At 61.0% G+C, this 19,584-nt stretch carries 19 protein-coding genes; 16 read left to right on the top strand and 3 right to left on the bottom strand.

Annotated elements, in window-relative coordinates; genetic code table 11:
* The first annotated feature begins 110 nt into the window (after positions 1-110).
* From ACZ9BX_RS06890 to ACZ9BX_RS06835, 12 genes are all read left to right on the top strand, one after another.
* Positions 111-1,349 carry an ABC transporter substrate-binding protein gene (locus ACZ9BX_RS06890; RefSeq protein ID WP_132566664.1) on the top strand — a complete coding sequence of 413 codons (1,239 nt, stop codon included), beginning with the start codon at positions 111-113 and terminating at the stop codon, positions 1,347-1,349.
* 89 nt (positions 1,350-1,438) lie between these two features.
* The gene (locus tag ACZ9BX_RS06885; protein WP_132566662.1) at positions 1,439-2,329 is read left to right on the top strand and encodes a carbohydrate ABC transporter permease; all 891 of its coding nucleotides are present in this window, start codon (positions 1,439-1,441) and stop codon (positions 2,327-2,329) included.
* An 11-nt stretch (positions 2,330-2,340) separates the two neighbouring features.
* A complete protein-coding gene (locus tag ACZ9BX_RS06880) occupies positions 2,341-3,243 on the top strand; it encodes a carbohydrate ABC transporter permease (protein ID WP_132566660.1) in 903 nt (300 codons plus the stop codon).
* 2 nt (positions 3,244-3,245) lie between these two features.
* Complete coding sequence (locus ACZ9BX_RS06875) at positions 3,246-4,331, top strand: ABC transporter ATP-binding protein (protein WP_132566658.1); 1,086 nt, start codon at positions 3,246-3,248, stop codon at positions 4,329-4,331.
* A 123-nt stretch (positions 4,332-4,454) separates the two neighbouring features.
* Positions 4,455-6,920 (top strand): beta-mannosidase, encoded by a 2,466-nt coding sequence (locus tag ACZ9BX_RS06870; protein ID WP_476216659.1) that lies wholly within the window; start codon positions 4,455-4,457, stop codon positions 6,918-6,920.
* 35 nt (positions 6,921-6,955) lie between these two features.
* Entirely contained in the window at positions 6,956-7,717 is a 762-nt protein-coding gene (locus ACZ9BX_RS06865) for a sugar phosphate isomerase/epimerase family protein (RefSeq protein ID WP_476216657.1), read from the top strand.
* Between the two features lie 8 nt (positions 7,718-7,725).
* On the top strand, positions 7,726-8,859 hold the full coding sequence (locus ACZ9BX_RS06860) for a Gfo/Idh/MocA family protein (RefSeq protein ID WP_476216655.1): 1,134 nt from the start codon (positions 7,726-7,728) through the stop codon (positions 8,857-8,859).
* Positions 8,860-8,928: 69 nt separating this feature from the next.
* The gene (gene mgrA, locus ACZ9BX_RS06855; protein WP_476216653.1) at positions 8,929-9,960 is read left to right on the top strand and encodes an L-glyceraldehyde 3-phosphate reductase; all 1,032 of its coding nucleotides are present in this window, start codon (positions 8,929-8,931) and stop codon (positions 9,958-9,960) included.
* Positions 9,961-10,043: 83 nt separating this feature from the next.
* Positions 10,044-11,657, top strand: coding sequence for a glycoside hydrolase family 43 protein (locus ACZ9BX_RS06850; RefSeq protein WP_476216651.1), 1,614 nt, complete (start codon positions 10,044-10,046; stop codon positions 11,655-11,657).
* Positions 11,658-11,659: 2 nt separating this feature from the next.
* Positions 11,660-12,166: a GNAT family N-acetyltransferase gene (locus ACZ9BX_RS06845; RefSeq protein WP_476216649.1), complete on the top strand. Its 507-nt coding sequence runs from the start codon at positions 11,660-11,662 to the stop codon at positions 12,164-12,166.
* A 147-nt stretch (positions 12,167-12,313) separates the two neighbouring features.
* A complete protein-coding gene (locus ACZ9BX_RS06840; protein ID WP_476216647.1) occupies positions 12,314-12,628 on the top strand; it encodes an RcnB family protein in 315 nt (104 codons plus the stop codon).
* Between the two features lie 170 nt (positions 12,629-12,798).
* Positions 12,799-13,230, top strand: coding sequence for a nuclear transport factor 2 family protein (locus ACZ9BX_RS06835; RefSeq protein WP_476216645.1), 432 nt, complete (start codon positions 12,799-12,801; stop codon positions 13,228-13,230).
* Between the two features lie 39 nt (positions 13,231-13,269).
* On the opposite strand, the gene ACZ9BX_RS06830 is transcribed toward ACZ9BX_RS06835, so the two are convergent.
* Entirely contained in the window at positions 13,270-13,920 is a 651-nt protein-coding gene (locus ACZ9BX_RS06830) for a glutathione S-transferase family protein (protein WP_027513254.1), read from the bottom strand.
* A gap of 224 nt (positions 13,921-14,144) precedes the next feature.
* On the opposite strand from ACZ9BX_RS06830, the gene ACZ9BX_RS06825 reads away from it, so the two are divergent.
* Positions 14,145-14,882 (top strand): adenylate/guanylate cyclase domain-containing protein, encoded by a 738-nt coding sequence (locus ACZ9BX_RS06825; protein WP_476216643.1) that lies wholly within the window; start codon positions 14,145-14,147, stop codon positions 14,880-14,882.
* A gap of 238 nt (positions 14,883-15,120) precedes the next feature.
* Here ACZ9BX_RS06825 and zigA read toward each other — a convergent pair whose 3' ends face one another.
* Together zigA and ACZ9BX_RS06815 are read right to left on the bottom strand one after the other, a co-directional pair.
* Entirely contained in the window at positions 15,121-16,326 is a 1,206-nt protein-coding gene (gene zigA / locus ACZ9BX_RS06820; protein ID WP_476216641.1) for a zinc metallochaperone GTPase ZigA, read from the bottom strand.
* Positions 16,327-16,404: 78 nt separating this feature from the next.
* On the bottom strand, positions 16,405-17,406 hold the full coding sequence (locus ACZ9BX_RS06815) for a zinc ABC transporter substrate-binding protein (RefSeq protein ID WP_476216640.1): 1,002 nt from the start codon (positions 17,404-17,406) through the stop codon (positions 16,405-16,407).
* Between the two features lie 101 nt (positions 17,407-17,507).
* On the opposite strand from ACZ9BX_RS06815, the gene ACZ9BX_RS06810 reads away from it, so the two are divergent.
* From ACZ9BX_RS06810 to ACZ9BX_RS06800, 3 genes are read left to right on the top strand one after another with little or no spacing between them, the layout of a single operon-like run.
* Positions 17,508-18,371, top strand: coding sequence for an ATP-binding cassette domain-containing protein (locus ACZ9BX_RS06810; RefSeq protein WP_476219910.1), 864 nt, complete (start codon positions 17,508-17,510; stop codon positions 18,369-18,371).
* Entirely contained in the window at positions 18,364-19,176 is an 813-nt protein-coding gene (gene znuB / locus ACZ9BX_RS06805) for a zinc ABC transporter permease subunit ZnuB (RefSeq protein WP_132566635.1), read from the top strand. Before ACZ9BX_RS06810 ends, znuB begins: the two co-directional genes overlap by 8 nt.
* Positions 19,173-19,571, top strand: coding sequence for a Fur family transcriptional regulator (locus ACZ9BX_RS06800; RefSeq protein ID WP_027513248.1), 399 nt, complete (start codon positions 19,173-19,175; stop codon positions 19,569-19,571). Before znuB ends, ACZ9BX_RS06800 begins: the two co-directional genes overlap by 4 nt.
* Positions 19,572-19,584: the final 13 nt, after the last annotated feature.

The raw sequence follows: 19,584 nt of genomic DNA, 5'->3' as shown, positions 1-19,584 counted from the left end.
CATGGGTAGCAATGGCGAGTTTCGCATAAAATTTTGCAGGCGGACTGTTGCGCCAAAATATCGATTGCACTAAGTTTTTCCGGCAACGTTTCAGTGAGGGAGGAAAACTCATGAATTTTCGTTCGATGGCGGCTGTACTTGCCGCGTCCGTCGTGCTGCCGCTTGGTGCGGCCAACGCGACCGATCTCGAGGTCACCCATTGGTGGACATCCGGCGGTGAAGCCGCTGCCGTCAAGGTTCTTGCCGACAGTTTCAATGCGAGTGGCAACAACAAGTGGGTCGACGGTGCTATTGCCGGCTCCGGCTCCACCGCCAATCCGATCATCATCAGCCGTATTCTCGGCGGCAACCCGATGGGCGCTACCCAGATGAACACCGGCCGCGACGCCGAAGAGCTCATCAAGGCCGGCCTCATGACGGACCTGACGCCACTTGCCGAAGAAGAACACTGGAAGGACGTCATCCGTCCCGCCAAGCTGCTGGACGCCTGCGTCTATGAAGGCAAGATCTATTGCGTGCCGATCAACATTCACTCCTGGCAGTGGATGTGGCTCAACCGCCATGTCTTCGAAGACAACGGCATGGCTGTTCCGAAGAACTGGGACGAGCTCGCAGCCGACGCGCCGAAGCTGAAGGAGAAGGGCATCACGCCGCTCGCCACCGGCGCCCCGTGGCAGGTCGAAGGCATTCGCAACGTCATGCAGGCCGGTATCGGCGGCAAAGATCTCTACTTGCAGATCAACGACAAGAAGAGCGAGGAAGCCGTCCGCAGCGACCAGAACAAGAAGGTCTGGACCGCTTTCGCTCAGGCCCGCGATATGGTCGATCCGGCTTATTCCGGCCGCGACTGGAACGTTGCCACCAACATGGTGATCGAGGGCAAGGCTGCCGCTCAGATCATGGGTGACTGGGCGCAGGGTGAATTCGGCGTTGCGAAGAAGGTTGCCGGCACCGACTACGATTGCTTGCCCGGTCTCGGCTTCAATGCGCAGCTCGATACGGGCGGCGACGCCTTCTATTTCCCGAAGAACAGCAATCCGGAAATCACCAAGGCGCAGCTTGAACTCGCCAAGATGCTTCTCTCCAAGGAAGTTCAGGTCAAGTTCAACCTGGTCAAGGGTTCGCTGCCGGTTCGCGGCGATGTCGACCTCGAAGCCGCAAACGCCTGCATGAAGAAGGGCATCGAAATCCTGTCGGACCTTAACAACGTCCTGCCTTCGACCGAGCAGATGCTCGATTCCGATACGCAGGGTCAGCTTCAGGATCTCGCGCTCGAATTCTTCAGCTCCAAGATGTCCGTGGACGATGCAATCGATCGTCAGGCCGACATCATCTCGCAGGCCCAGTAAGGCCATAGACGCTCTCATCACTTGAGACGGCTAATGGGGCGCGGACGGTTTTCGGTCTGCCCGCGCCCTGCCGCCAACAGGAGGTATTGATGGCCCACGCCGGCCGGCCCTTTGGTCTATTTCGCAACCTCAATGCGAAGATCGCAGCAATCCCGATGGTGCTGACCGTCATCGTGATTTTCATCGGTTGCACGCTCTGGACCGTTTTCTACTCGTTCACGTCGTCGCGGCTGCTGCCGACGAGCGATTTCGTGGGCTTCGACCAGTACAGCCGCCTCTTCGGCAATTCGCGCTGGAACCAGTCGGTTCTCAATCTCGCCACTTACGGCGTCTGCGTGCTGACGTTCGTGTTCATCATCGGCTTCCTGCTGGCTGTTCTCATCGATCAGAAGATCCGCTTCGAGAACACGTTCCGCACGATCTTCCTCTACCCATTCGCCCTGTCGTTCATCGTGACGGGTCTTGTCTGGCAGTGGATTCTCGATCCCGGCCTTGGTGTGCCGAAGGTTCTGAACGACCTCGGCCTTCCAGGCGGCAGCCTCGCGCTGCTCGGCGACAAGAATACCGTCATCTATGCGCTTGTCGTCGCCGGCCTCTGGCAGGGGACGGGGCTTGTCATGGTGCTGATGCTCGCCGGCCTGCGCGGCATCGATTCGGAAATCTGGAAGGCGTCGCGCGTCGACGGGATTCCAGCATGGCGCACATACCTCTTCATCATCATCCCGATGATGCGCGGCGTCTTCGTCACCACGCTGGTGATCGTCGCCTCCGGCATCGTGCGCGTCTACGACCTTGTCGTCGCGATGACGCAGGGCGGCCCCGGCTTCGCATCGGAAGTGCCCGCCAAATACGTCTATTCGTTCATGTTCGAGCGCGCCAATCTCGGGCAGGGCCTCGCGGCTTCGACCGTGATGCTCGTCACTGTCTTCATCATCCTGGTTCCGTGGGCTCTCGCCGAGTTCCGCCAGAAGCGATCCTGAGGAGCCCGACTATGGCAAACATCTCTGTCTCTGCAGTCGAACCGTTTGGCGCAAGGCCGAAGCGTATGTTCGCACCCTCGACCATCATACTCTACAGCATCCTGACGGTCGCCGCGCTTTATTATCTTCTGCCGCTCTACGTGATGGTCGTCACCTCCCTCAAGGATATGACCGAAATCCGCATGGGCAACATCTTCGCCCCGCCGGTGCAGATCACCTTCGAGCCTTGGGTCAAGGCATGGAGCCAGGCCTGCACCGGCCTCGATTGCTCCGGCATCAGTGTCGGTTTCTGGAAATCGGTCAAGATCACCATTCCGAGCGTCATCATCTCCGTGGCGATCGCTTCCGTGAATGGCTACGGCCTGTCCTACTGGCGCTTCAAGGGGTCGGAACTCTTTTTCACGATCCTGCTCTTCGGCGCTTTCATCCCCTATCAGGTGATGCTCTATCCGCTCGTCATCATCATGCGCGAACTCGGCATCTTCTCGACCATCTGGGCCGTCGTCCTGGTGCACACGATCTTCGGCATGCCGATCAACACGCTGCTTTTCCGAAATTACTTCGCATCACTGCCTCCTGAACTCTTCAAGGCTGCGCGTGTGGATGGGGCAGGGTTCTGGCAGGTGTTCTTCCGAATCATGCTGCCGATGTCGCTGCCGATCTTCGTCGTGTCGATGATCATCCAGATCACCGGTATCTGGAACGACTTCCTGTTCGGCGTGATCTTCGCCGGCAACCAGAATTTCCCGATGACTGTGCAGCTCAACAACATCGTCAACGCCGTCCAGGGCGTGAAGGAATACAACGTCAACATGGCCGCAACGCTGCTCACCGGCGCGGTGCCGCTTATCGTCTACTTCGTGTCCGGACGTCTCTTCGTCCGCGGTATCGCCGCTGGCGCAGTGAAAGGTTGATCATGAACACAAGCGTTTCCATCAAGGATCTGTCGCTGAATTTCGGCTCCATCAGCGTCCTCAAGGACTTGAATCTCGATATCAATGACGGCGAATTCCTGGTCCTGCTTGGCTCGTCCGGCTGCGGCAAGTCTACGCTGCTCAATTGCATCGCCGGCCTGCTCGATGCTTCCGCGGGGCAGATCTTCATCAAGGGCAAGAACGTCACTTGGGAAGAGCCCAAGGACCGTGGCATCGGCATGGTGTTCCAGTCCTATGCGCTCTATCCGCAGATGAGCGTCGAGAAGAACCTCTCCTTCGGTCTTCGCGTCGCAAAGGTGCCGCAGGCCGAGATCGACAAGCGCGTGGCGCGCGCCTCCGAAATCCTGCAGATCCAGCCGCTTCTGAAGCGCAAGCCCGCCGAACTTTCCGGCGGCCAGCGCCAGCGCGTGGCGATCGGCCGTGCACTCGTGCGCGATGTCGATGTGTTCCTGTTCGACGAGCCGCTGTCCAACCTCGATGCCAAACTGCGTTCGGAGCTGCGCGTCGAGATCAAGCGCCTGCACCAGTCGCTGAAGAACACGATGATCTATGTGACCCACGACCAGATCGAGGCGCTGACGCTGGCAGACCGCATCGCGATCATGAAAAGCGGCATCATCCAGCAGCTCGACGATCCGACGACCATCTACAACAGGCCGCGCAACCTTTTCGTTGCGGGCTTCATCGGCTCGCCGTCGATGAACTTCCTGCATGGCGAATTGACCAAGAACAGCGACAAGACGGTGTTCAGCTCGAATGGCGTCAGCTTCTCGCTTGACGGCTACGATGCGGCCCAACCGCTACAGGCAGGCCGCAAGGTGGTGCTCGGCGTGCGTCCGGAGCACATCAAGGTCGACGAAAATCTTGGCCCCGAGGTGCATGATGCGACCGTCGATATCGAAGAGCCGATGGGCGCCGACAACCTCCTCTGGCTGAAGCATGCCGGCCATACGATGTCGGTGCGCATCAACGGCGCGCGCCGCTTCAAGGTGGGAACGCCGGTGAAGCTCAGCTTCGACATGTCGCTGGCATCGATCTTCGATGCAGAGACCGAAGACCGGATCTGAACCGCAATACGGGCGGGGCTGAAAGCTCCGCCCGATCTTCCATGCGGCCATCCGGCCGTCCAAGTTCGGCCATGGTCCGGTATCGTCCGGCACCTCCCAAGGCGGCCTGATCGGGATAATGCTATGACTTCCTTGCCGCAGACTGTGTCCAGCATCGATCTTTCCGGTTCCTGGCAACTCACGTCAGCCGATGGCGAAGTCACCACAGTGATCACGCTTCCGGGCGACGTCCATACGGCGCTTCACGCAGCAGAACGCATTCCGGAACCCTATTTCGGCCGCAACGAAGAACAGGTGCAGTGGGTCGCGCACCGCGATTGGGCGCTCGAGCGGCGCTTCACGCTGCCGCAGAGCGACGGCGACTGGTATCTCGACATCGATTACCTCGACACCGTCGCCTCGGTCTTCGTCAACGGCTTTCTGGTGCTCGCGGCCGACAACTGCTTCCGCCGCTACCGGCCGGATGTGTCAAGCGTGCTGAAGGCCGGCGAAAACACGATCCGCATCGTGCTGCATTCGAGTATCGCCGCCGGCGCTGAGCGGCAGGCCAAACAGCCCTTTTACATTCCTTACCACCCTGGCAATTCGCCGATCGCCAACGGCAATATGCTGCGCAAGCCGCAATGCCATTTCGGCTGGGACTGGAACATCGCGATCGCGCCGCTCGGGCTTTACGGGACGATCACGCTGAAGAAGCTCGAAACCGCGCGCATCGAGCACGTCACGACCCGCCAGGCCCACAATCTTGACGGTAGCGTCGAGCTGCAGGTCACGGCAACGCTCTTCGCGAAGGATCCGGGCATCGTGCCGGTGCATTTTTCGCTGGATGGCGAGCGTGTCCGGCTCGATGTCGGCGTCAGCGCCGGCGAGACGGTGGTCAATCATATCTTCCTTGTCGAGAAGCCGCGCCTCTGGTGGCCCGCCGGCAGCGGCGAGCAGGCGCTTTATGCGCTCGCTGTCGACCTGCCGTCAGATGAGGTGACGAAGCAGATCGGCCTTCGTACTGTCGAGCTCATCACCACGCCGGATGCCGCAGGCAGCCGTTTCGCCTTCAAGGTCAACGGCCGCGAAATCTTCTGCCGCGGCGCCAACTGGATTCCGGCGGATGCGCTCTTTTCACTGTCGTCGCCGGAGAAGACCGAGGACCTGCTGCAATCGGCAAAAGCAGCCAACATGAACATGATCCGCGTCTGGGGCGGCGGCTTCTACGAGCACGACTGGTTCTACGATCTCTGCGATCGCCTCGGCCTCATGATCTGGCAGGATTTCATGTTTGCCTGCAATCTTTACCCGTCGACTGAGGATTTCCTCGATGGTGTCGCGCTCGAAGTCGACTACCAGGTCAAGCGGCTCTCCTCGCATCCGTCGATCGCGCTCTGGTGCGGCGATAACGAGCTGGTTGGCGCGCTCACATGGTTCGATGAACCGAAGAAGAACCGCGACCGCTACCTCGTCTCCTACGATCGGCTGAACCGCACGATCGAGCAGGCGATGAAGAACGCCGCACCCGATGCCATCTGGTGGCCGTCCAGCCCGGCCTCCGGCTACCTGGATTTCGGCGATGCCTGGCACGCCGATGGCTCCGGCGACATGCATTACTGGTCGGTCTGGCACGAGAACAAGTCGTTCGACAATTACCGTTCGGTGCGCCCGCGCTTCTGCTCGGAATTCGGCTTCCAGTCCTACACGTCGCTTCCGGTCATCAAGACTTATGCCGACAAGAAGGACATGAACGTCGCGTCTCCGGTCATGGAACTGCACCAGAAGAACGCTGGCGGCAACGAACGCATCGCGGGCACGATGTTCCGCTATTTTCGCTTCCCGAGGGACTTTCCGAACTTCGTCTATCTGAGCCAGATCCAGCAGGGGCTGGCGATCAAGACGGCGGTGGAATACTGGCGGTCGCTCAAACCCCATTGCATGGGCACGATCTACTGGCAGCTCAACGACACCTGGCCGGTCGCGTCCTGGTCGAGCCTCGACTATGGCGGGCGCTGGAAGGCGATGCACTATCTCGTCAAGCGCTTCTTCCAGCCGGTCGCGGTCGCCGCCATCCCGTCCGAGGACGGCAAGTCGATCCATTTCTCACTGGTCAACGACACGCTTTCGGAAATCAGCGCCGACCTTTCGATTTCCATTCTGACGATGAAGGGCGAGCGCAGGCACCTGAAGGATGTCCAGGCCGTCTGCACCCCGGATGCCGCCGTGACGGCGGCGACGATCGATGTCTCGGACATTCCGGAAGGCACGCTGCTTGCCTGGCGCTTCACGGCGTCGAACGGCATGGGCGGCGAGGGACACTACGTCCACGGCACCTACAAGGCGCTCGAATTGGAGCCTTCCGGTCTCCAGGTGACCCGTGAATATGTTGAGGAAGACGGTTCGGTTTGCCTCAACGTCACCGCCAAGGGACTGGCGCTTTTCGTGATGATCGAGACCGAGACGGACGGCAAATATTCCGACAACGCCTTCGATCTGGCGGCTGGCGAGACCCGCCGCATCCTCTTTACTCCGGCAAAACCGCTTGAAGGAGACACGCTGCCGGACTTCCGCTTCTACGACCTGCATTCCTGCCAGTCGGCAGATTGATTTGAAGAAAGGGCACGAGGCCCGAGGAGAAAGTGATGACGAAACTGAGTTTTCAGCTTTATAGCGCCCGCAATTTCCAACCCTATTCGGCAATCTTCGAAAAGCTCGGCAAGGCCGGCTATTCGGAGGTCGAAGGTTTCGGCGGCATCTATGCCGAGCTCGATGATGCCGGTTTGAAGAGCCTGCGCGCCGATCTCGACAAGAATGGCCTCGTGATGGCAACTGGCCATTTCAGCCCGGATTTCCTCGAAAACAATGTCCAGCAGTCGCTGCTGATCGCCAAAACGCTCGGCATGGATTCGATCTACGCACCGCATCTTGCCGCAGACCAGCGCCCGGCGGACGGCGCCGGCTGGCTCGCCTTCGGCAAGCGCCTGCAGGAGATGGCCAAGCCCTACAAGGATGCCGGCTACGAGTTCGGCTGGCACAACCACGACTTCGAATTCGTGAAGCTTGCCGACGGTTCGCTGCCGATCGAGCGCATCTTCGAAGGCGCGCCCGGTATTTCCTGGGAAGCGGACATCGCCTGGGTCGTCCGCGGCGGAGGCGATCCCTTCGCCTGGATCGAAAAGCTCGGCTCCCGCATCACCGCTGTCCACGTCAAGGACATCGCGCCGGCCGGCGAAAACAAGGACGAGGACGGCTGGGCCGATGTCGGTCACGGCACGCTTGCCTGGCCGAAGCTGATCGCGGCGCTGAAGGCCACCAACGCCAAGCATTACGTCGTCGAACATGACAATCCGAGCGACATCGATCGCCTGATTGCCCGCTCGATCGCATCCTTCAAGACCTACTGAGGCAAACCATGACCAAGGAACTTGGCGTCGGCATCATCGGATGTGGCAACATCTCCACGACCTACCTTTCGCTTGCGCCCCTTTTCAAGGGGCTGAAAATGCTCGCCTGCGCGGATATCAACGTGCAGGCGGCGGAACTGCGCGCCGAGGAATACGGCGTCACCGCCCAGACGATCGAGCAGCTTCTCGCCAATGACGAGATCGACGTCGTCGTCAATCTGACGATCCCCGATGCGCACTATCCGGTCTCGAAGGCAGCGCTTGAGGCCGGCAAGCACGTCTTTTCCGAAAAGCCGCTCGTGCTGACGCTGGAACAGGGCGAGGATCTGCGCCGCATCGCCAAGGAAAAGAAACTCTCCGTGGGCTGCGCGCCGGATACCTTCCTCGGCGGCGCGCACCAGCTTGCCCGCAAATATGTGGACGAGGGTGGCATCGGCCGCATCACCTCCGGCTCCTGCTATGTCATGGGGCCGGGCATGGAGATGTGGCATCCGAACCCGGACTTCTTCTTCCTGCCGGGCGGCGGTCCCATCCTCGATATGGGGCCGTACTACATCGCCAATCTCATCAATTTCATCGGCCCGGTGAAGCGCGTCGGTGCGATTACGTCCATGGCATCGGAGACGCGCACGATCACCAGCCAGCCGCGCCACGGCGAGACGATTCCGGTCAAGACGCCGACGACCGTCCAGGCACTGCTGGAATTCGTCAGCGGTGCGACGGTGACGCTGACGGCAAGCTGGGACGTCTGGTCGCATCGCCATGCCAATATGGAGCTTTACGGCACTGATGGCACCCTTTTCGTGCCGGACCCGAACTTCTTCGGCGGCGTCGTCGAGGCCAGCGGGCGCGACAAGGAGATCAAGCCGCTTGAAGCCTGGGAGCATCCCTTCGGCAAGTTCAACCAGGAAAGCCCGCAGGGGCCGCGCGCCAACTACCGCACGGCAGGCCTTGCCGATATGGTGGCCGCGCTCATCGACGGCCGCGATGCTCGCTGCTCGCTTGAGCGCACGCTGCATGGCGTCGATGTCATGACCTCGATCCTGAAATCGGGCGAGGAGGGCAGGTTCGTTGAACTCACGACGACCTGCACGCAGCCGGCCGCGCTCGGCATCGAAGAGGCTCAGGCGCTCTTGAAGTAGGCCTCCAAAGGGCTATTTTCGGCGCGGGCGTTCCTGGCCCGCGCACACTTTTCCAAAAGGATCAGGACCATGAGCTGGCAACCGGCTTCCGACCGCTATTCGAAGATGAAGTATAACCGCACGGGCCGTTCCGGCCTGAAGCTTCCTGCCGTCTCCCTCGGTCTCTGGCACAATTTCGGCGGCGACACGCCGCATGAGCGCAAGGTCGACATGTGCCGCACCGCCTTCGATCTCGGCATTACCCATTTCGACCTCGCCAATAATTACGGCCCGCCGCCCGGCAGCGCCGAGACCGCCTTCGGCGAAATCCTGCGCACCGATTTCGCGGGCCTGCGCGACGAACTCATCATCTCGTCCAAGGCGGGCTACGAAATGTGGTCCGGGCCTTACGGCGAGTGGGGCAGCCGCAAGTATCTGATCGCCTCCTGCGATCAGAGTCTGAAGCGCATGGGCCTCGACTATGTCGACATCTTCTATTCGCACCGTTTCGATCCGGATACGCCGCTCGAGGAGACCTGCAGCGCGCTCGATTATATCGTCCGCTCCGGCCGCGCTCTCTATGTCGGCATTTCCTCCTACAGTGCGCAGCGCACGCGGGAAGCAGCCGCCATCCTGAAGGATCTCGGCACGCCGTGCCTCATCCACCAGCCGAGCTATTCGATGCTCAACCGCTGGGTTGAAGACGACAAGCTGCTCGATACGCTGGACGAGGCCGGCATGGGCTCGATCGTTTTTTCACCACTCGCCCAGGGCATGCTGACGACTAAATATCTCGCCGGCATCCCGGAAGACAGCCGTGCCGCGCAGAACCACTTTCTGAAGCGCGACTTCATCCGACCATCGATCATCGACAACATCCGCAAGCTGAACGGCATTGCCGAACGCCGCGGCCAGACGCTGGCGCAGATGGCGATCGCCTGGGTGCTGCGCGGCGGCCGGGTCACCTCCGCGCTGATCGGGGCCAGCCGCTCGTCGCAGATCGTCGACTGTGTCAAGGCGCTCGACAATCCTAAGTTCACGGCGGAGGAGCTGAAGGAGATCGATGTCTACGCCCGCGAGGCCGACGTCAACCTCTGGGCAAAGTCCGCCGAGCGCGAATAGCGAAACGGCAGTGTCCGGAAGGAAACGACCGGGCGCTGGCGAATTGAGTATGATGTACGTGCCGCATCCGGAGGAGAAGTCTCATGATCCGCAATCCCATTCTGCCGGGTTTCAATCCCGATCCATCCATCTGCCGCGTCGGAGAGGACTATTACATCGCGACCTCGACCTTCGAATGGTATCCGGGCGTGCAGATCCACCATTCGCGCGACCTGGTGAACTGGACGTTGGTGCGCCGTCCGCTGGAGCGCCAGTCGCAGCTCGACATGCGCGGCAATCCCGACAGCTGCGGCATCTGGGCGCCGTGCCTCTCCTATGCCGACAGGCAGTTCTGGCTGGTCTATACCGACGTCAAGCGCTTCGACGGCAACTTCAAGGACGCGCATAACTACATCGTCACCTCGCCGACGATCGAGGGCGAGTGGTCGGAGCCGGTCTACGTCAACTCCTCGGGCTTCGATCCCTCACTCTTCCATGACGATAACGGCCGCAAGTGGTTCCTCAATATGCAATGGAACCACCGCACGGAGAGCTATGGCGGCGCGCCGAAGCATCCGGCCTTTGATGGCATCCTGCTGCAGGAATGGGACCCGGTCACGCAGGCGCTGAAGGGGCCGATCAAGAACATCTTCGCCGGCAGCCCGCTCGGCCTCGTCGAAGGCCCGCATCTCTTCAAGCGCAATGGCTACTACTATCTCACGACCGCCGAAGGTGGCACCGGCTATGACCATGCGGTCACCATGGCGCGTTCGCGCACCATTGACGGCCCCTACGAGATGCATCCGAACGTGCATCTCATCACCGCCAAGGACAATCCGGAGGCCGTTCTGCAGCGGGCAGGGCATGGCCAATATGTCGAGACGCCGGACGGGCAGGTCTATCACACCCATCTTTGCGGCCGCCCGCTGCCGCCGAAGCGCCGCTGCACGCTCGGCCGCGAAGCCGCCTTGCAGAAATGCGCCTGGAAGGAAGACGGCTGGCTCTATCTCGAAAATGGCACGACGGTGCCAGACGTCGAGGTTCCGGGCCTGATGGGTGCAGTCTGCATCGAAAAGCCGGTTCGCACCGAATACAGTTTCGATGGCGGCAAGCTGCCTGCAGATTTCCAGTGGCTGCGCACGCCGCGGCCGGAACGCATCTTCAACCTCACCGACCGCCCCGGCCATCTGCGCCTCATCGCCCGAGAAAGCATCGGTTCATGGTTCGAGCAGGCGCTCGTCGCCCGCCGTCAGGAGCATCACAGCTTCCGCGCCGAGACGGTCGTGGAATTCGATCCCGACACCTACCAGCAGGTCGCCGGGCTGACGCATTACTACAATCGCCACAAGTTCCACGCCGTTGCCGTGACGCTGCACGAAAAGCTCGGCCGCTGCGTCACGATCCTTTCCTGCAACGGGGACTATCCGAACGGCCGCCTCAGCTTCTCCGCGGGCAGCGGCGTCGCCCTTCCGGCGGAAGGCCGCGTCCAGCTTTCCATGGAAATCCGCGACAACGACCTGCAGTTCTTCTGGCAGACGGAAGGCAAGGGCGCCTGGCAGCCGATTGGCCCGGTTCTCGATGCCGGTGTCGTCTCCGACGAGGGCGGGCGCGGCGAGCATGGCTCCTTCACCGGCGCCTTTGCCGGCGTCTTCGCATTCGACACCTCGGGCCGCGCCAAGACGGCGGATTTCGACTGGTTCAATTACGAAGAGCTTTGAAAGTGGCACCCGATATCATCATTGAGCCCATCGCCGTCCGGCACATCGAGAGCTATCACCGGGCTCTCGACCTCGTCGCGCGCGAACGTAGATATCTGACCTTCCTGGAGGCGCCGCCGCTCGAAGACACGCGGAAGTTCGTTCGTGGCATGATCGAAGACAAGCATCCGCAGTTCGTGGCTTTGAGCGACCGTGAAGTGATCGGCTGGTGTGATATCCGCCGGCACTTCTTTCCGTCGCATGCGCACCGGGGATCGCTCGGCATGGGCATCATCCCCGCCTACCGCGGACAAGGTCTCGGATTACGTCTCATGGAGACGACGCTGAAGCAGGCGAGGGAATACGGCATCGGGCGCGTCGAGCTCAGCGTCCATGCCGACAATGCCCGCGCAATCCGCCTTTACGAGAGGGTCGGCTTCGTCAGTGAGGGCGTAAGCAAGGATGCCGTTCATATCGATGGCCGCTATCTCGACGTCGTCAATATGGCTTTGATCTTCAGTCGGGCTTGAATGCGCGGCCGCTTTAAAAGGCGAAACTAAAATATAAGCCTATGCTCGTAAGCTTCGATTTCCATTACGAAAATTTAACTTAATTTTCAGATTCGGTTCACCTTCGCAGACCTAGTTTCGGGGCGTGTTCAACACGAGGATCCCCCGATGAAAAAGATTTTTGCCGCCCTTCTTTCCGCCTCCTTCCTGCTTACGCCGATTGCTTTCGCATCGCAGGCGAGTGCCGCCGAACACCGCCGTCCGGTCATCGTCGAGAAGAAGGTCGTTGTCCACAAATACCGCTGGACGAAGGGCCATCGCATGACCGCCGCCGAGCGCCGGCACATGGCCGAGGTCCGCGACTATCGCCGCTACCGCCTGTCGGCACCGCCGCGCGGCTACCGCTGGGTCAGGGCCGACAACGACTTCCTGCTGATCGGCATCACGAGCGGCATCGTCTCGAGCATCATCGCGGCTCGATGAGCGAGTGACTTTGAGGGATGCGCGGGCTGCGTGACCCGGCCCTAACTTAAATGAACCACCTTTGGGCTCTAAAGTCGCTCGCAGAAAAACGCTGCGGGCAGCTTGACCTGCTGACGAAGAAGACTGTTGCGCGACCCCTGCCGACCATGGCCGCACTCCGAGAGGAAATCATGGAGACCAGCGTAAGGAAGCTCTTCCAGCGATACGAGAGCCTTTTTAATCGGTCCCTCGGCGGCGACACAAACATGGACGAAGTCGCATCGCTCTATGCTTCCGAGTTCATAGGTGCCGCGCCTGCCGGGGTTATGACCGGAAAGAACGACGATCAATTCAAGCAAGCCATGGCGCAAGGCTATCAGCACTATCGGGCGATAGGGACGAAGGAGATGCGGATACGCAATGTCCGCCTCTCGCCCATAGACGCGCATCATTGCGTGGCCAATGTTGCTTGGACGGCAACCTATATCCGCAAGGATCAACCGGATGTAGCGATAGATTTTGATGTTCACTACTTCGTCCAAGAGCTGGATGGGGAGCCGAAAGTATTCGGCTGGGTGTCAGGCGACGAGCAGGCGCTTTTAAGGAAGCACGGCATCATCTGAAGTCCGACTCACGACCACTCGAGCCCAGAACGGCCTTTGTCAGCCGGAGGATGCGGCGGTGAACACCGCCAACTGAGCGTCGAAAGCACGCTTGTAGGCGGGCCGCGCTTCACCGCGGGCGACATAGGCGGAGAGGTTTGGATATTCCTCCAGTAAACTCGATCCTTTCAACCTGCGCAGCACCGTCACCATCAGCAGGTCACCGGCGCTGAACGCGCCGTCGAGCCAATCGGCATCGCCAAGGCGACCGGAAAGGCTGCCCAGCCGTTTCCGGATGCTGTCCTCGAGGAAACGGAGGCGTTGCTCGTACCAAGGCTCGTCGCGCTCGAGGATATTGGCGAGGGCGCGGTCGAAGATCGGCGGCTCCAGCGTGTCGAGCGCGGCAAACATCCATGTGATCGCGCGCGCCCGGGCATTCGCATCGTCTGGCAACAGGCCCGCATGGCGCTCGGCGATATGGAGCACGATCGCCCCCGACTCGAACAGGGCGAGATCGCCTTCTTCGTAGGTTGGAATCTGCCCGAAAGGTTGAAGCGCGAGATGCGCGGGTTCCTTCATCGCTTTGAACGAAAGAAGACGAACCTCGTAAGGCTGGCCTACTTCTTCGAGCGCCCAGCGAACGCGCATGTCACGCGCCAGACCCTTGCCGCGATCGGGCGACCGTTCAAAGGCGGTAATCGTGATTGTCATTTCTGTTCTCCGTAGCTTGTCTATCTTGAAGACGACTGGCTAAACGAGATTCCGACACTCCATGTCTGCGATCGTCGCTTCATCCATGAATTTCTCCAGTTTGTATTGTCGCAGATCGTGGAATGGGATGCGGTCCTAGTTGCTAAGCAACTGCAGGCTTTTCTGGAGATTTTCTGGCGCGGATGTGCGAAAGTCGCGGAACGGCACGCAAACAGGGCGGCAACATGTCGGTTTCTCAATCCAGGATTTGCAAGGGCTGCTGGGAGCAGATGCGTCTGCCGGTGCCTCTGCGCGGACCGGCTTCCATTCCATTCCGCGCCTTCGGCATCCGCCCGAGCCGGATGAATCCGAACACCTGCACGATTTGCGAACTCATGTTCACGCGCGTCATGAAAGCCCGCAAGATCACGGTCGATGTGTCCGTGCTTTTTGCAGATCTGAGAGGCTATACGACGCTTTCGCAGTCGCTTTCGGCCGATGCCGTCTCGTTGCTGCTGGATGATTTCTACGATGAATGTGCCACAGCCATTTGGGAATATGACGGCCTTCTCAACAAGACGGTCGGGGACGCCATCATGGCAATATTCAACTTTCCGATCCGCCACCAGGACCACGCCGAACGCGCCGTGCGCGCCGCGCGGGAGATTCAGCGTCGCTGCCAGTTGCGTCGTGAACGTCACGTGGCTGAAGGCGCTGGCCTGGACGGAAGCGAACTCGGCATCGGTATCGGCATCGACTCGGGCGAGGCCAGCTTCGGAGAGTTCGGCCGATCGCATCGCGACCTCACTGCGATTGGAACGGTTGTGAATACTGCCGCTCGGGCGCAGTCGGTTGCTGACGCCGGACGGATTCTCGTCACCAAGGCCGTTTGCGAACGGGCGCAGAGCCAAACGGCCGAAAGCGAAGGCCGGGCATACCGCCTGAAGGGCTTTGAGACGCCGATTGAGCTTTACTCGATCTGAGCACCGTTGATGTCGGGTCGTCGTTTGAATGCCGCACATTTACGGGCGGGGACACGTGACGCGCTTAGCCGGCTTTCCGTTTCCGACGCATCTTTTTGCGCTACAGATAGCCAAACCTCCTTTGGCGAGACTCCGCGGGACGCAGCCTCGTTATCGAGCGGCTCGCTCAGCCCCTCGATCGGCGGCAGCGGTTCGCATTCCTCGCAAACGCAACGGAACGGCTTGATTGCGGCTGTTCTCATGCGGCACGCAGCGCCCAGCTTGCGAAGGGGTCCGGCAGGTTTCGCCATTTCTCGGGCGTGAAGTTGTCCGATCTGATCAAACAGGCGTCGAGTTCGCTTCGGATCCAATCCTCGTCCATCGGATCGGCGCCGATGAAGACGAGCTCCTGCCTGCGGTCGCCCCAGACGGGGTCGAGATAGGGGCCGATCGCCTTCTCAAAGCCCGGTTCGCGCGGCCACTGGTCCTTCGGAACGGCCGACCACCAAAGCCCCATTTTGCCGGTCCTGACGATCGCGCCCGCCTGGCTGATCTCCCCGACATAATGCGGCCGCGTCGCCAGCCAGAAGAAGCCTTTTGCGCGGATGACGCCCGGCCATGTCCGGTCGAGAAAGGCCTGCAGCTTCATCGGGTCGAACGGCCGCCTTTCGCGATAGACGAAAGAGATGATGCCATATTCCTCGGTTTCCGGCACATGGTCCTTGAAGCCGTGCAACTCCTTGTACCAGAGCGGATGGGTTTCGGCCTTGTCGATATCGAAACGGCCGGTTCCCAGCACATCCTTCAACGGAACGCGGCCGAAATCCGTCTCGATCAGCTTCGCATCTCGATTGAGCCCAGCGATGATCTTGCGCGCCGCTTCGCGCTGTTCAAGCGTTGCCGTTTCGACCTTGTTCAGCACGACGATATCAGCAAATTCGATCTGCTCGACGAGGAGATCGACGACGGTGCGGCTGTCGCCGTCGCCCGCCGTCTCGCCGCGGTCGGCGAGGAAATCGGTGGAGGCATAGTCAGCCAGGAGATTGGCGGCGTCGACCACCGTCACCATCGTGTCGAGTCGGGCGACATCCGAAAGGCTTGCACCATCCTCGTCGCGGAATTCGAAGGTGGTCGCGACGGGCAGGGGCTCGGCAATCCCGGTCGATTCGATCAGCAGGTAGTCGAACCGGCCTTGGTCGGCGAGCTGCCTGACCTCCTTCAGGAGATCGTCGCGCAGGGTGCAGCAGATGCAGCCGTTGGTCATTTCGACGAGCTGCTCTTCGGTGCGCGAGAGGTTCGCTCCGCCGTCCCGCACCAGTGCTGCGTCGATGTTCACCTCGCTCATGTCGTTGACGATCACCGCAACGCGCAGGCCTTCGCGGTTGCCGAGCACATGGTTCAGCAGTGTCGTCTTTCCCGCTCCGAGGAAGCCGGACAGCACGGTGACGGGAAGTCTCTTATCCATCGTTTTCTCCATATAGTAATGTTATAACATGACACTACGATATCTGAAAAAGGCGAGCCGAGGCCCGCCCGTTTGCTCTCAGCTTTCGCGCGAAAGGCAATCCTTCATGCTGTTGGCGATGCCGCGCATCAGCGTAAAATAGAGATCGGGACCGGCCTCCAGCGTTGCCGCTTCCGGGTCGAGAACGCCGGCTTTCGCATCGGTGCCTTCGATGACGACATTGACCAGGCGCGGCTCGAACTGCGGCTCGGCGAAGACGCAGGTGGCGCCGAGATCGCCGACCTTCTTGTGAATCTCCGAAATACGCTCGGCGCCGGGCATGGTTTCCGGGCTGACCGTGATCGAGCCGGCAACACGGACGGCATAGCGGTGCTCGAAATACTGGTAGGCGTCGTGGAAGACGATGAAGGGCTTGTCCTTCACCGGCGCCACGATCCCGGCAATTTCCTTGTCGAGCGCATCGATCTTCTCGTCGAGCGCCTTGGCATTGGCCTGGTAGGTTAGCGCATTGGCGGGATCGGCCGCCACCAGCGTCGTGGTGATTTCCGCGGCCAGGGCCTTGGCATTCATTGGGTTGAGCCAGAGATGCGTATCGAATTCGCCGTGACCGTCATCATGCTCGCCTTCCGCATGCGCATCGTGATCGTGCCCCGCCTCCTCGTGCCCGGCCTCTTCGTGCTCGTGTCCGGCTAACGCCTCGTCGCCGTCATCATGCGGTTCGAACGCGCCGCCTTCGCGGAACTTCAGCTTCACGAGCCCGGGTGCATCCTCCAATTCGGCGATGGTGGCACCGGAGCCCAGCGATTCCAGCGGCTTTTCGAGAAAGGCTTCGAGGCCTGGACCGACCCAGAAGATCACCTTGGCATTCTGCAGCGCGCTCGCATCCGACGGCTTGAGATTGTAGGTATGCGGGGAGGCTGCGCCATCGACGATCAGTTCCGGCGTGCCGGCGCCCTGCATGATTGCCGAAACCAGCGAATGGATCGGCTTGATCGAGGTCACGACGGCCGGCGCATCAGCCGCCTTGGATGCCCCGGCCAGCAGGATTGCCGGGATCGCGAGGGTAAGGCCCAGTTTCATGTTCACGCTCCGCTTGAATTGCAGTTGTAATGTTATTACATCAATTGCGTAATGCTATAACGTGTGCGATAGCAAGACGCAACAGCACTGTCGGAAAAATGATGTTATCTCCCGCAAACCCTGCCTCGAAGCCGCTGGTTTCCCTTCACAATGTGGGCGTCCGGCGCGACGGCCGCTGGCTCGTTCGCGGTGTGGACTTTTCGATTTCACCCGGCGAGATCGTGACGCTGATCGGTCCGAACGGTTCCGGAAAGTCGACGAGCGCGAAGGCGGCGATCGGCGTGCTGAAGCCCGACGAGGGCAGGGTGGAGCGCGCAAGCGGCCTCAAAGTCGGCTACGTGCCACAGAAGCTTGCGATCGACTGGACGCTGCCGCTTACCGTCCGGCGCCTCATGACGCTGACTGGCCCGCTTTCCGAACGCGAGATGATGGCAGCCCTCGAAGCCGCCGGCATGGCTCATATGCCGGATGCCGAGGTGCAGCACCTTTCCGGCGGCGAGTTCCAACGGGCGCTGATGGCGCGCGCCATTGCTCGCAAACCCGATCTGCTGGTGCTCGACGAACCGGTGCAGGGCGTTGATTTCTCCGGCGAGCTTGCGCTTTACGATCTCATCAAGCAGATCCGCAACTCCACAGGCTGCGGCATCCTTCTGATCTCGCACGACCTACACGTCGTCATGGCAGAGACCGACACGGTCATCTGCCTCAACGGCCATGTCTGCTGCCGCGGCACGCCGGAGACGGTCAGCCAGAGCCCGGAATATGTGCGTCTCTTCGGCAGCCGCGCGGCAAAGACGCTCGCCGTCTACAGCCACCGCCACGACCATACGCACCTGCCGGACGGCCGCGTGCTGCATTCGGATGGTTCGGTGACCGATCATTGCTACCCCGAGGACGGCCACCACCACGATCACGACGATCCGGAGCACAGCCACCATCATCATGCGGGAGAGCGTCATGCTTGACGATTTCTTCGTCCGCGCGATCCTCGCCGGCGTTGGCCTGGCGCTGACCACCGGGCCGCTTGGCTGCTTCATCATCTGGCGGCGCATGGCCTATTTCGGCGATACGATCGCCCATTCGGCACTGCTCGGCGTCGCACTGTCGCTGCTCTTCGAGTTCAACCTGACGCTGGCCGTCTTCGCCGTCGCGGCAACAGTCTCGGTCCTGCTGCTCTTCTTGCAGAAGCGTCAGGCGCTGTCTGCCGACGCTCTACTCGGCATCCTGTCGCATGCCACGCTCGCGATCGGCCTCGTGATGGTCGCCTTCATGAGCTGGGTGCGGATCGATCTCATCGCCTTCCTCTTCGGCGATATCCTTGCCGTCTCGAAGACCGACATCGCGCTGATTTGGGGCGGCGGCCTCTTCGTCGTTGCGGCGATCGCCTGGCTGTGGCGGCCGCTGCTGGCCTCGACCGTCAATCCGGAACTCGCCGAGGCCGAGGGGCTGCAGCCGGAGCGGGCGCGGCTCTTCTTCATGCTCCTGATGGCGGTCGTCATCGCCATCGCCATGAAGATCGTCGGCATCATGCTGATCACCTCGCTGCTGATCATCCCGGCTGCCGCGGCCCGCCGTTTCTCACCGACGCCCGAGGTCATGGCCGTTCTCGCATCGCTGATTGGCGCAGTTGCCGTCGTCGGCGGCCTGTTCGGCTCGCTCACCTACGACACGCCATCAGGCCCGTCGATCGTTGTTGCCGCACTCATACTCTTCATCCTCAGCCTGCTGCCGCGGCTGGGGCGCAAGGAACCGCAAGGACAAGGCTCATGAACGCACCGCAACTGACCAAGAACCAGGCGCTGGTCTTCGATGTGCTGGAAAAGGCCGACGGGCCGCTCAGCGCCTATACGATCCTCGACAAGCTGCGCGACCACGGTTTCCGCGCGCCGTTGCAGGTCTATCGGGCGCTGGAGAAGCTGCTCGAATATGGCGTCGTGCACCGGCTGGAGAGCATCAATTCTTTCGTCGTCTGCGCCCATCCGAACGAGAACTGCCACAGCCACGGCTCCGTTGCCTTCGCCATCTGCGAAAGCTGCGGCCAAGTCATGGAATTCCACGACCACGAGGTCGATCACCGGCTGATGGACTGGACGCGCGGCAAGAAGTTCAAGGCCGAGAAGACGACGATCGAAATCCGCGGCCTCTGCGAGCGCTGCGCCGCCTAACGCAATTCCAGGG

The organism is Rhizobium sp. USDA 3886 (assembly GCF_056279785.1).
Note: the sequence above shows the minus strand (reverse complement) of the source record. Positions and strands in the feature narration are given on the sequence as shown.

Coding starts and splice junctions, on each gene's coding strand:
- ACZ9BX_RS06800 (WP_027513248.1), top strand. CDS start 19,173: ATGAACGCACCGCAACTGACCAAGAACCAGGCGCTGGTCTTCGATGTG.
- ACZ9BX_RS06850 (WP_476216651.1), top strand. CDS start 10,044: ATGATCCGCAATCCCATTCTGCCGGGTTTCAATCCCGATCCATCCATC.
- ACZ9BX_RS06890 (WP_132566664.1), top strand. CDS start 111: ATGAATTTTCGTTCGATGGCGGCTGTACTTGCCGCGTCCGTCGTGCTG.
- ACZ9BX_RS06830 (WP_027513254.1), bottom strand. CDS start 13,920: ATGACAATCACGATTACCGCCTTTGAACGGTCGCCCGATCGCGGCAAG.
- ACZ9BX_RS06835 (WP_476216645.1), top strand. CDS start 12,799: ATGGAGACCAGCGTAAGGAAGCTCTTCCAGCGATACGAGAGCCTTTTT.
- mgrA (WP_476216653.1), top strand. CDS start 8,929: ATGAGCTGGCAACCGGCTTCCGACCGCTATTCGAAGATGAAGTATAAC.
- ACZ9BX_RS06880 (WP_132566660.1), top strand. CDS start 2,341: ATGGCAAACATCTCTGTCTCTGCAGTCGAACCGTTTGGCGCAAGGCCG.
- zigA (WP_476216641.1), bottom strand. CDS start 16,326: ATGGATAAGAGACTTCCCGTCACCGTGCTGTCCGGCTTCCTCGGAGCG.
- ACZ9BX_RS06825 (WP_476216643.1), top strand. CDS start 14,145: ATGTCGGTTTCTCAATCCAGGATTTGCAAGGGCTGCTGGGAGCAGATG.
- ACZ9BX_RS06815 (WP_476216640.1), bottom strand. CDS start 17,406: ATGAAACTGGGCCTTACCCTCGCGATCCCGGCAATCCTGCTGGCCGGG.
- znuB (WP_132566635.1), top strand. CDS start 18,364: ATGCTTGACGATTTCTTCGTCCGCGCGATCCTCGCCGGCGTTGGCCTG.
- ACZ9BX_RS06875 (WP_132566658.1), top strand. CDS start 3,246: ATGAACACAAGCGTTTCCATCAAGGATCTGTCGCTGAATTTCGGCTCC.
- ACZ9BX_RS06860 (WP_476216655.1), top strand. CDS start 7,726: ATGACCAAGGAACTTGGCGTCGGCATCATCGGATGTGGCAACATCTCC.
- ACZ9BX_RS06885 (WP_132566662.1), top strand. CDS start 1,439: ATGGCCCACGCCGGCCGGCCCTTTGGTCTATTTCGCAACCTCAATGCG.
- ACZ9BX_RS06865 (WP_476216657.1), top strand. CDS start 6,956: ATGACGAAACTGAGTTTTCAGCTTTATAGCGCCCGCAATTTCCAACCC.
- ACZ9BX_RS06840 (WP_476216647.1), top strand. CDS start 12,314: ATGAAAAAGATTTTTGCCGCCCTTCTTTCCGCCTCCTTCCTGCTTACG.
- ACZ9BX_RS06810 (WP_476219910.1), top strand. CDS start 17,508: ATGTTATCTCCCGCAAACCCTGCCTCGAAGCCGCTGGTTTCCCTTCAC.
- ACZ9BX_RS06870 (WP_476216659.1), top strand. CDS start 4,455: ATGACTTCCTTGCCGCAGACTGTGTCCAGCATCGATCTTTCCGGTTCC.